We start from the raw sequence: 10,914 nt of genomic DNA on the forward strand, positions 1-10,914 counted from the left end.
CGCCAACGGCCGGGAGTCGGCCCGGTGCCGGCACCGGACCGAGGGAGCCACCGACACCGCCCGCCCGCGAGCCGACGGCAGCGCGGCCCACGGCATGCGTTCGAGCTCGGGACTGGGCACCACCACGACGGGACGGTCGCCCGCCGGCCACAGCAGCCGGTCCAGCCACGCGACCGCGTGCGGCGGCGTGCCGAGGGACAGCGACCGGACGTACCGCGCGGCGGTCCTGGCCTCGCCGAAGTCGTGCACGCGCGACCGACCGCCGCTGATCGACACCGCCGCGAGCCGGCCTCGGTGGCTGAGGAAGACCAGCACCGCGTGATCCTCCAGAGTGCCCAGGACGTCGGTCAGCGGGACGTGGGCGCCGGGGGTGCGTTCCGGTCGCCGGGCCAGGCGGTGCTCGTTCCACCGCACCGCCGACAGCGCGTCCCCCTCGGCCAACGCCCGGTCGAGTTCGACGTCCACCAGGTGCGCGTCCAGTGGTTGCGCGTCCAGGGGCGCGTTGGGCTGCCAGGTCTCGACGGGGGTCATGCGACGAACCACGGGGTGGCGTGGTCGCCGTCCGGGCGGCGCAGGACGAACTTCACCGGGCCGTGCGGCACGTGGTCGACGTGGAACCAGCCGGCCGGGTCGATCGGCGCGGTGGCCTCACCGCCCGGCCACCGCACCGCGGCGAGCCCGCCGGCGTTCGCGGGCGTCAGGCCGGTGACGTGCAGGCCGTCCGCGCCGGGGTCCAGTTGCAGGTCCAGGCCGGTGAAAGTGAGCGTGCGGACGCCGGCGCAGCCGCGCATGCCGGGCGGGTCGACCCGGGCCGTGTCGCTGAGCAGGCGCAACGAGGCGGCGTCGGTGCGCTCGTCCAGCGCGGAGAGCGCGCGGGCGGCGAGGGCCGGTGGCGGCGGGTCGAGGTGGTCGACGAGGTGGGCGAGGGCGTCGAGGAGGTCGCGGTCGGCGGTCATCGGGCCACCTCGACGCCGATGCGGCGGCGCAGGACGGCCAGGCACCGACCCCTGGTCGCGCCCAGGCTGTTGACCGGCACGCCGACCGCCGCAGCGACCTGCGCGAACGTCAGGTCCGGCGCGAACGCCGCCAGCCGCAGGATCTCCCGGCACCGGTCGGTCAGCGTCACGTACGCGCGCCAGAGCCGCGGGCCGGCGTCGCCCGCCAGCGCTGTGTCCTCGGGCGACAGCGCGTCGTCGGGCACGTCCCCGAGGTCGTGCACCACCCGTTCCCGGCCACGCAGGCGCAGCACGGTCAGCGCTTCCCGGCGCGCGGTCGTGACCAGCCACGCGCCGAGCCGTTCGGGTCGCTCGATGCGGGCCAGGTTCTCGGCCAGCGCGAGCCACGCGGCCTGGCAGACGTCGGCCGCGTCGTCGGGGCTCAGCCGGTGCGAGCGGGGCACCGCCCAGACCAGGCGGGCGTACCGGCGGACGATCTCGTTCCACGCGGACGCGTCGCCCGCTCGGGCGCGGAAGATCAGCTCAGTGTTGGTCGGTTCTGGCATGCACCGAGAGAGCACCGCTCCTGACCTGGGGATACCGCGCCGAATCCGCTGCCGCCCGATGGTGTGGTCGAGGGAACCGGTGATCGTTTCCGTGCGTCGGTGAGGGGCTACTCGGTGCGCAGGCTGCTCGGCTGGATCGCCGACCGCAGCGCCGGCAGCGTGCACAGGGACACCACGAGGACGACGACCGCCGCCGCGGCGACCGTGGTGGCGATCTCCGTCCAGGCCAGGCGGAACCGGTCGGCGGGCGCGACGAGCCAGGCCGTGCCGAGGCCGATGGGGATGGCCAGCCCGATGCCGAGCGCCGCGGGGATCGCCGACTGCCACAGCGCGGACAGCGCGAGGACCTTCGGCGGCACGCCGTTCGCGGCCAGCACCGCCGTGGGCCGGCGGCGTTCGAAGACCTGGTCCACGGCCGCGGCGGCGAGTCCGATCACGGCGAGCAGGGTGAGCAGCACCGAGCCGCCGATCACGCCGCCGCGCAGGGACGTGAACAGCTCGACCTGCCCCGCGCCGAACGGCCGGCGCAGCACGACGCCGCGGTCCGTCCGGCTCGTGGCGGCCAGCAGCCGATCGCCGAACGCCTCGTCCGGGTCGCCCCGCACGACGAGCTCGTACGGCGGGATCGCGGCCAGCACGGGGTCCGAGCCACCGGCCACGACGAGCCCGTGCGGCCGGTCGAGGCCGGGGTGGGCCTCCGGGGCGTCGGGCACCACGGCGTACCGCGGCACCACCCACGGCTGCCCGTTGACCAGGAGCCGGGTGCCGGGTTCCGGGCCGACGTCGGTGCCGACCAGGTAGGCGGAGCCGTTCACGCAGTCGTCGACGTCGAGGCGTTCGGCGATCTCGGTGCAGTCGGTGCTGGTGACGACCGCGTCGCGGCTGGAGTGCAGGCGCACCTCGCTGACCTGGCGGACGCCACCGACCAGCGCGATCGCCTCCTCCAGCGGTCGGACGGAGGTGTGCTGCGGCACGAGCAGCACCCAGCGGCCGGGCGTGTCGGACGGCGGCTCGGCGGTGAACTGGGCCGCGACGCCGAGGAGGACCTGGAGCGTCAACGAGCCCGTCAGCACGACGACGACCCCGGACAACACGCGTGGTGTGCCCGCGTCGAAGCGGAGCGCGCGCAGGGCGAGGAGCGGTGCGACGCCTTCGGGTTCGAACCGGTGGGCGACCTCGCGGACGAGCCACGGCAGCACCGCGCCCGTGCCGGCGAGGACCAGCGCGATGCCCAGCCCGAGGACGGCGGCCAGGCGGGCGTCGCTCATCACCTCCCAGTAGCTGCCGACCACGGAGATCACCACGATCAGCGCCGCACCCGCGCCGATCAGCCCGAACCGCCACCACGCCCGGTGCCTCGGCAGCTCGACGGACCGGGACAGGCCGAGCGGGCCGACGTCCTCGGTGCGCACGGCGAGCAGCGCCGACACCACGGCGACCACCGGCACGCCGACCGCGATCACCGCGCCGAGCAGCGGGTCCGGGAGCAGGTCGGTGGGGAAGAAGCCGACCCCTTCCACCTCGATGAACCGGGCGAGCGGCCGTGCGGCGAAGAACAGCGCCACGCCGACGAACAGCCCGAGCACCGCCCCGGTCAACGTCTCGCCGCTCGCGATCCAGCGGATCTGGGTGCGTGACGCGCCGACCAGCCGGATCGCGGCCAGGCGTTGTTCCCGGCCGGTGGCGCCGAGGCGGGTGGCGACCAGGATGAAGATGCCGAGCGGGACGAGCAGCGCGCCGATCGCGGCGACCATCAGGAGCCGGTAGACGGGCAGGAGGGTCGCCGGGCGCAGGTCGGTGCCGAACCCGGTGGCCGACGTGGCGCCGGCCAGGTGCGCTTCGGGCAGGCCCGCGTAGAAGATCAGCGACTTGGGCCTGGGGAGGCCGGCGTCGGCGATCACGCCGATGACGCTCTCCGGGAAGCGGGCGCGGACCGAGTCCTCGGTGCGCATGAGGTCCAGCAGTTCCGGTGACACGACCAGCTCGCCGGGCCGGGGGATGCGGCCGACGCCGGGCGGTGCGGGCGCGTCGGGGTCGGTGGCGGCCAGCTCCACGCCGGTGATCAGCCGGCCCTGCCACGACACGCTGACGTCGCGCACCTTGAGCGTGTGGTCGCCCTTGGTCCACGTGACGGCGGCGGCCTGCACGCGTTGCGCCTTCGCTTCGCGGGCGGGGCCGATGGAGGCCGCCAGGAGCAGGACGGTGACGCCGAGGCCGACGCCCGCCGCGGTGAGCGCCAACCTGGCCCAGGACGTCCGGCTGCCCCCGACGGCCAGCCGGATGCCCAGGACCAGGTCGGTCGCCCACCTCATCGGAGCGCGTCCTGGGCGCTCCGGTGGCCCGCGCGGGGTGCTCCGTGGGGTTGCAGCATGGTGATCACATCTCTTCAGACGCAGCGGAGGCCCGCGGCGTGGCCTGGCGGTGCGACGTGACCGCGAATCCGCCGCGGCCCCGGTTCGTCATTCGGAGCGCAGGCCCAGCGCGCCGGTCGCCCGGTGCAGGGACGGCAGGGACAGGACGGTCACCAGGACCACCATCAGGGCCGAGACCCCGCTGAGGATGCCGATGCCCGGCCAGTCCAGCACCGTCGGCTGGGCGATGATCCGCAACAGCAGGATCGCCAGGCCGCCGCCCACCGCCACGGCCACGCCGAGCGCCAGGAGCAGCGGCACGGCGTTCTGCCACAGCAGCGACCGCGCGAGCGCGCCCTTGGGGACACCGCTCGCCGCCAGGACGGCCAGCGGCCGCCTGCGTTCGCGCACCTGCTCCAGCGCCAGCACCAGGAGGCTCGCGCCGGCCAGCAGGAGCGTGATCAGCGAACCGGCCAGGAGGGCTTGGCGGATGCTCTGGAACTCCCGCACCCGTTGGGACACGTCGGCCGAGCCGAAGTAGGACGCGTAGGCCCGCCACGTCATCGGCGCCAACGCGTTGCGCACGTGCTCCGCGATGTCCGGCTGGTCCGGGTCCACGAGCACGAGGACGGTGGCAAAGTCGGAGGTGACGGGCAGGTCGCGCACGGTGGAGGGCGTGACCAGCAGTCCCGACTGCACGTCCGTCACGCCCGGGCGTGGCCTGACCGCGGTGAACTCCGGGACAGTCCACTGTGGACCGGAGGTGCCGGTCTCGTAGTCCTGGATCACCACGACGCGCTGACCGGGCTGGATGCGCGTGCGCGCCGAGCTGCGCGCGAAGTCGGTGTCGACGTAGAACGCGTCACCGTCCCGGCAACTCGGCAGGTCCGCCTGCGCCCTCAGGGCCTCGCACGTGCCGACCAGCGCCGAGTCGTACTCGTCCGAGCCCCACGTCAACCCCAGCGACCGGGTCGGGTGCACCCGCTCCACCCCGACCGAGCGCGTCAGCAGGCCGACGGTCTGGTCGACCACCTCGGGCGACGCGTCCCGCATGCTGATCGTGATCCGGCTCTTGTCCGCCTCGGGGATCGGCCGGTCCACGATCTTGCTCTCGGCGCTCGCGAGCACCGATTGCAGGGCGATGCCGCCGGCCAGGACCACGGCCACGCCGCCGACGACGCGGGCCGCGGTGCCGCTCTCCAGCTGCAGCCTGCGGATCGCCAGCTGCCACGACGGCGCGCCGCCGCGCAGGCGGCCCACCGCGCGTTCCACCACCCACGGCAGCAGCGCCGGGATGGCCAGCAGCAGCATGAGGATGCCGCCGATCACGACCGGCTCCGACGCGTCGGCCCGCGTGCCACCGAGCGTGCCGCTCTGGCTGATCAACGCGCCCGAGCCGATGATGACGGGCATCAGCCGCCACCACAGCGCCCGCCGCACGGGCTTCGTCCGGCGCACCACGCCCAGCGGCTCGACCACCGTGTGGCGCATGGCGATCATCGACGTCACCACGGCCAGGACCGGCACCAGCACGAAGATCAGCACGGCGAGCGGCGGCGACGGGGTGAGGTCGCCGACGAACACGCTGAGCCCCATGATCCGGACGTGCTCCACCAGCTGCCGGGCGGTGAGGAACAGCGCCGCGCCGACGCCGAGGCCGACGAACGCGCCCAGCAGCGACTCCCCCGCCGCGATCCGCCGCACCCGCCGCGCCCCCGCGCCGACCAGCCGCAGCGCCGCCAGCCTGCGGTCCCGCTCCGACCCGGCCAACCTGGTGCTGATCCCGACGAACACCAGCACCGGGAACAGCAGCGCGACCACGCCCACCATGATCAGCAGCGACAGGACCGGGTCCAGCTCGCGCGGTCGCACCTCGCCGCCGAACGCGCCGATGGCGGAGCGCTCGTCGGCCTCCACGGTCGCGTCGCCCGCGTAGAACAGCAGGTCGTGCGGCGCGTTCAACCCGGCCTGGCCGACGACCCCGGCCACCCGCTGCGGCAGCCGCTCGCGCAGCAGGTCGCCCCGCGACGACTCCAGCAGCTCCGCGAGCGCGGGCGAGAGGAACACCTCGCCGTCGCCGGGCACCCTCGGCAGGCCCGGCGGCACCGGCGCGGCGGGCCCGCTGCCCTTCACGAAGTAGCCCGAGATGGTCTCGCCCCGGTACTCGGTGGTCCAGAACGCCGTGTGCAGGACGTCGCCCGCGCCCGGCCGGGCGTTGACCGGCACCGCGGCGGCCTGCCGTTCGGCGCGCTCGGACAGCACCGTCGTCAACGAGGCCGACGCCAGCAGCACGGCCACGCCGACGCCGATCCCCGCGCCGGTCAGCGCGAGCCGGACCCACGACGGGCGCCCGCCGCCCAGGGCCAGCCGGACGCCCAGCGCCAGGTCGGCGAACCACGTCCTCACCTGACCGGCTCCATCTCGCGCGACCGGCCGTCGCGCACCACGACCTCGCGGTCGGAGTACGCCGCCACGCGGGCCTCGTGCGTCACGAGCACCACCGCCGCGTTGGTCTCCTTCGCCGCGGTCACCAGCAGTTGCATCACCCGCTCGCCGTTGAGCGAGTCGAGCGCGCCCGTCGGCTCGTCGGCGAACACCACGCGGGGGCCCGTGACCAGCGCGCGCGCCACCGCGACCCGCTGGCCCTGACCGCCGGACGTCTCGCCGGGCCGCTTGTCCGCGACGTCGGCCACCTCCAGCCGCTCCAGCCACTCGCGGGCCCGGGACTCGGCCGCGCGCCGCTTCACCGAACCCAGCCGCAACGGCAGTGCCACGTTCTCCAGGCACGTCAGCTCCGGCACCAGCTGGCCGAACTGGAACACGAACCCGAAGTCGCTCCGCCGCAGCTCGCTGCGCGGCCCGTCGCCCATCGCGCTCAGCTCGACGTCGCGGTAGCGCACGGTGCCCCGGTCGGGGGTGAGGATGCCGGCCAGGCAGTGCAGCAAGGTCGACTTGCCCGAGCCGGACGGGCCCATCACGGCCACGACCTCGCCCGCGCGCACGCTCAGCCCGGCGCCGTCCAGCGCGGGCGTCGGCCCGAACGACTTGTGCAGGTCGACCGCTTCCAGCAACGCCTTCGCCGGCTCGCCCCCGGCCGCCTCGCCCGCCGGGGACAACGGGTCCACCCGGTCCGCCGCGTTCACCGGGACACCGCCGTCTTCAGCTGGCCGAGGCGGGCCGCGGTCAGCTCCAGCCAGCGCAGGTCCGCTTCGAGGTGGAACAGGGCGTGGTCGCAGATCAGCTGGTCGGCGAGGTCGCCGGCGGCCTTGCGCCGGGTCAGCTCGCGCATGGTGGCCAGGTGCGCGGCCCGCTGCACGTCGAGCACGTCGTCCGCGCTGCGACCGGACAGCAGCGCCAGCACGACCTTCGCGTAGAGCGTGTTCTGCAGGTAGGGCTCCGGCTTCTCCGGCGTGCCCAGCCAGTGCTCCACGTCGGTCACGCCCGCGTCCGTGATCGCGTACCGCTTGCGCTCCGGACCGTCACCCGCCTCGACCCCGGCCTCCTCGACCAGGCCGTTGCGGAGCAGGCGCGACAGCGTCGTGTACACCTGCCCGTAGTGCAGCGGCCGGTCCTGGCCGAAGCGCTCGTCGTAGGCCTTCTTCAGGTCGTAGCCGTGCCGCGGGCCCTTTTCCAGCAGGCCGAGCAGGGTGTGTCCGATCGACATGCGGCCGACTATACACACGGTGTATACACAGGGTTCATAGCCCGATCGGTGGAACGGTCGGGCAGGAGTCAGTGCGCGGTCGGGCTAACCGGTCACAGGCGTTTGACGGTTACTTCGCCACAAAGGGCCTCTTCGACGCCTACAGTGGAGGGGTGACTGGTCTGGCGGCCGGCTGGGACCACGCGGCTTTCACGCAGGGTCGAGCCGGCGATGCGGAACACGATGTGGAGCTGCTGCTCGCTTTCCTGAACACCCGAGATCTCGAACTCGGCACGGACGTCCTGGACAGCGCCGCTGCGTGGCGCGCCTGGGTCACCGAGCGCGGCCTGGGCCGCCCGGGCGACCCGGAGGAGGTCCGCGCGGCCCGGGCGTCGCTGCGGGCCTCGCTGGGTGAACGCCACGACGGACCCGATCCCACCCCCGCCGCGGGGCTGGTCCGGGTCGACCTCAGCCAGGGCGTGCCGACGATGTCCAGCACCGACGCCCTCGGCGCGGTGCTCGGCGCCGCGGCCCGGCTGGCCGTGCTCGGGTCCTGGGAGCGGTTCAAGATCTGCCAGGCGGACGACTGCCGCTGGGCGTTCTTCGACCGCTCGCGCAACCGCTCGCGCACCTGGTGCTCGATGCAGACGTGCGGGAACCGGGAGAAGGCGCGCAACTGGCGGGAACGGCGTGCGCTGAGCGTGACCTGAGCGTCGACGGCCCGCGCGTCGGGTGACGCGCGGGTTCCGTCGGCGTGGGCGTCGGACGTGGCTTCGCGTGGCCGCTGGAGGCGTGGGCATCGAGCGCGTGGGCGTCGTCGGCGTGAACGTCGGGCGTGTGGTTTCGGGCGCGCGCGTCTCGGCGGCCTGGCGGGTTCACGTCCCGGGTCAGACGACCAGCTGGCCGACCGTGTAGATCACCAGGCCCGCGAGCGCGCCGACGACCGTGCCGTTGATGCGGATGAACTGCAGGTCCCGACCGACCTGCAGCTCGATCTTGCGCGACGTCTCCTCGGCGTCCCAGCGCTCGACCGTGTCCGTGATCAGCGTGGTGATCTCGTGGCGGTAGTTGGTCACCACGTACCCCGCCGCGCCTTCGAGCCACCCGTCGACCTTCGCGCGCATCGACTCGTCCTCCACCAACCGGCGGCCGAACGACACCAGGCCCTCGCGCACCCGCGTGCGCAGCTCCGAGGACGGGTCCTCGGCCGCGTCGAGCAGCATCTTCTTCGCCGTGCCCCACGCGGACCCGATGAGCCGCTGCACGTCGGGGTGCTCCACGAGCTGCTGCTTGACCACCTCCGCACGTTGCATGGTCGCCGGGTCGGTCCGCAGGTCGCCCGCGAACTCGATCAGGAACTGGTCCACGGCCAGCCGCATCGGGTGGTTGACGTTCGTCTTCACCGCCCACGCGAAGTCCAGCAGCTCGTTGTACACCTTGTCGCCGAGCAGCGAGTCCACGAACTTCGGCGACCACGACGGCGCCCGGTCGGACACCACGCCCATCACCCGGTCGTAGTTGTCGCGCACCCAGTCGTACGCCCGGTCGCACACCAGGTCCACGAGCTTGTGGTGCGCGCCGTCGGTGAGCACCTGGCCGAGCAGCTTGCCCAGCGGCGGACCCCACGGCTGGTCGACCAGCCGCCGCACGAGCGCCTGCTCGACCACGGCCTGCACGTCGTCGTCCCGCAGCACGGTGACCGCGCCCTTGACCACGTTGGCCAGCTCGGACGTCACCCGTTCGGCGTGTTCGGGCTGCGACAGCCACTCGCCGACGCGCCGGGCGAACCCGACCCGCCGCAGCTTGTCCCGCACCACCGACTCGGACAGGAAGTTCGTCCCGACGAACGACCCGAGGGCGTCGCCGAACGTGTCCTTGCGGGTCGGGATGATCGCCGTGTGCGGGATCGGCAGGCCCAGTGGCCTGCGGAAGAGGGCGGTCACGGCGAACCAGTCGGCGAGCGCGCCGACCATGCCCGCCTCGGCCGCGGCGCGGACGTACCCGATCCAGGCCGGGCCCCCGTCCTCGAACAGCAGGGCGACGACGAAGATCACGGTCGCGGCCAGGAAGAAGCCGGTGGCCACGAGCTTCATCCGGCGCAGGCCCTGGCGCTTGAGCTGGTCAGCGGCGGTCAGTTGCTCCACGCCGTCATTGTCCGTGAAGATTCGGACTTGTGCGGGTACCAGCGCTAGTCCCCAGGATGCGGCCGTTCACGTCGACGATCTTCGCGGAGATGACCGCGTTGGCGAACCGCACCGGAGCGGTGAACCTCGGGCAGGGCTTCCCGGACACCGACGGCCCGGTGGGGATGCTGGAGGTCGCCAAGGCGTCCATCGACGCCGGGCTCAACCAGTACCCGCCCGGTCCGGGCATGCCGGAGCTGCGGCAGGCGATCTCGGAGCACCGGGCGCGGTACGGCACGCACTACGACCCGGACACCGAGATCCTGGTCACGGTCGGCGCGACGGAGGCCATCGCGGCCACCCTCCTCGGCCTGGTCGAACCGGGCGACGAGGTCGTGCTGGTCGAGCCCTACTACGACTCGTACGCGGCGTCGGTGGCGCTGGCGGGCGCGTCGCGGCGGACCGTGGGCCTGGTCGAGGAGCCGGGCACCGGCCGGCTTGGGCTGGACGTCGACGCCCTCCGCGCCGCCATCGGGCCGCGGACCAGGGTGTTGCTGCTCAACACGCCGCACAACCCGACCGGGACGGTGCTCAACCGGGACGAGCTGGCCGCCGTCGCCGCGCTGTGCGTCGAGCACGACCTCGTGGCCGTCACCGACGAGGTGTACGAGCACCTGGTGTTCGACGGCCGCGAGCACGTGCCGCTGGCGACGTTCCCCGGCATGGCGGAGCGGACCGTCACCATCTCCGGCGCGGGCAAGTCGTTCAACTGCACGGGCTGGAAGATCGGCTGGGCGTGCGGTCCGGCCGAGCTGGTCGGCGCGGTGCGGGCGGCCAAGCAGTTCCTGACGTTCGTGGGCGGCGCGCCGTTCCAGCCCGCCGTGGCGCACGCGCTGCGCCACGAGCTGGACTGGGTGGCGGACCTGCGGACGTCGTTGCAGGACAAGCGGTCCCGGCTGTCCGCCGGGCTGACCGACGCCGGGTTCGCCGTGCGGCCCAGCGAGGGCACGTACTTCATCACCGCCGACGTCCGGCCGCTCGGCTTCACCGACGGCGCGCAGCTGTGCCGCGAGCTGCCGGAGCGGATCGGCGTCGCCGCCGTGCCCGTGCAGGTGTTCGCCGACCACCCCGAGCAGTGGCGGCACCTGGTGCGGTTCGCGTTCTGCAAGCGCGACGAGGTGCTGGACGAGGCGATCGACCGGCTGCGGAAGCTGAGCGCCTGACCGGACCGCGCGTTCGGGCTAGACGAGTAATGCGTAAGTCGGTCAGTGGTCGTAGGCGGTCAGGGACCGGGTG

Annotated in this window: 9 protein-coding genes and 1 pseudogene; 2 read left to right on the forward strand and 8 right to left on the reverse strand. The window is 73.7% G+C overall.

Annotation, left to right across the window (positions count from 1 at the left end; all coding sequences use genetic code 11):
- The 7 genes and pseudogenes from ACFQ3T_RS29950 to ACFQ3T_RS29980 form a co-directional block, all read right to left on the reverse strand.
- Nucleotides 1–531 (reverse strand): annotated as a pseudogene (locus tag ACFQ3T_RS29950) (hypothetical protein); the annotation flags it as partial.
- Nucleotides 528–956 (reverse strand): hypothetical protein, encoded by a 429-nt coding sequence (locus ACFQ3T_RS29955; protein WP_380728323.1) that lies wholly within the window; start codon nt 954–956, stop codon nt 528–530. The pseudogene ACFQ3T_RS29950 and the gene ACFQ3T_RS29955, both read right to left, overlap by 4 nt.
- Nucleotides 953–1,501, reverse strand: coding sequence for an RNA polymerase sigma factor (locus ACFQ3T_RS29960; protein WP_380728325.1), 549 nt, complete (start codon nt 1,499–1,501; stop codon nt 953–955). Before ACFQ3T_RS29960 ends, ACFQ3T_RS29955 begins: the two co-directional genes overlap by 4 nt.
- Before the next feature lie 107 nt (nt 1,502–1,608).
- Entirely contained in the window at nt 1,609–3,813 is a 2,205-nt protein-coding gene (locus ACFQ3T_RS29965; protein ID WP_380728327.1) for an FtsX-like permease family protein, read from the reverse strand.
- A gap of 147 nt (nt 3,814–3,960) precedes the next feature.
- Entirely contained in the window at nt 3,961–6,258 is a 2,298-nt protein-coding gene (locus ACFQ3T_RS29970) for an FtsX-like permease family protein (RefSeq protein WP_380728329.1), read from the reverse strand.
- A complete protein-coding gene (locus ACFQ3T_RS29975) occupies nt 6,255–6,968 on the reverse strand; it encodes an ABC transporter ATP-binding protein (RefSeq protein ID WP_380728336.1) in 714 nt (237 codons plus the stop codon). The genes ACFQ3T_RS29970 and ACFQ3T_RS29975 overlap by 4 nt, the downstream gene beginning before the upstream one ends.
- 23 nt (nt 6,969–6,991) lie before the next feature.
- A complete protein-coding gene (locus tag ACFQ3T_RS29980; RefSeq protein WP_380728331.1) occupies nt 6,992–7,516 on the reverse strand; it encodes a PadR family transcriptional regulator in 525 nt (174 codons plus the stop codon).
- 152 nt (nt 7,517–7,668) lie between these two features.
- Here ACFQ3T_RS29980 and ACFQ3T_RS29985 point away from each other — a divergent pair, with 152 nt between their 5' ends.
- Nucleotides 7,669–8,205, forward strand: coding sequence for a CGNR zinc finger domain-containing protein (locus ACFQ3T_RS29985; protein WP_380728332.1), 537 nt, complete (start codon nt 7,669–7,671; stop codon nt 8,203–8,205).
- 177 nt (nt 8,206–8,382) lie between these two features.
- Here ACFQ3T_RS29985 and ACFQ3T_RS29990 read toward each other — a convergent pair whose 3' ends face one another.
- Entirely contained in the window at nt 8,383–9,588 is a 1,206-nt protein-coding gene (locus ACFQ3T_RS29990) for a DUF445 domain-containing protein (protein WP_380728338.1), read from the reverse strand.
- An 80-nt stretch (nt 9,589–9,668) separates the two neighbouring features.
- Here ACFQ3T_RS29990 and ACFQ3T_RS29995 point away from each other — a divergent pair, with 80 nt between their 5' ends.
- A complete protein-coding gene (locus ACFQ3T_RS29995) occupies nt 9,669–10,841 on the forward strand; it encodes a pyridoxal phosphate-dependent aminotransferase (RefSeq protein WP_380728334.1) in 1,173 nt (390 codons plus the stop codon).
- The last annotated feature ends 73 nt before the right edge of the window (nt 10,842–10,914 follow it).

The organism is Saccharothrix hoggarensis, from assembly GCF_042678885.1.
In the GTDB taxonomy this organism is placed as follows: domain Bacteria; phylum Actinomycetota; class Actinomycetes; order Mycobacteriales; family Pseudonocardiaceae; genus Actinosynnema; species Actinosynnema hoggarensis.

What these genes read in the sequence shown, in the direction of transcription:
- ACFQ3T_RS29955 (WP_380728323.1), bottom strand. Translation starts at nt 956, where the DNA reads ATGACCGCCGACCGCGACCTCCTCGACGCCCTCGCCCACCTCGTCGAC.
- ACFQ3T_RS29960 (WP_380728325.1), bottom strand. Translation starts at nt 1,501, where the DNA reads ATGCCAGAACCGACCAACACTGAGCTGATCTTCCGCGCCCGAGCGGGC.
- ACFQ3T_RS29965 (WP_380728327.1), bottom strand. Translation starts at nt 3,813, where the DNA reads ATGAGGTGGGCGACCGACCTGGTCCTGGGCATCCGGCTGGCCGTCGGG.
- ACFQ3T_RS29980 (WP_380728331.1), bottom strand. Translation starts at nt 7,516, where the DNA reads ATGTCGATCGGACACACCCTGCTCGGCCTGCTGGAAAAGGGCCCGCGG.
- ACFQ3T_RS29990 (WP_380728338.1), bottom strand. Translation starts at nt 9,588, where the DNA reads ATGAAGCTCGTGGCCACCGGCTTCTTCCTGGCCGCGACCGTGATCTTC.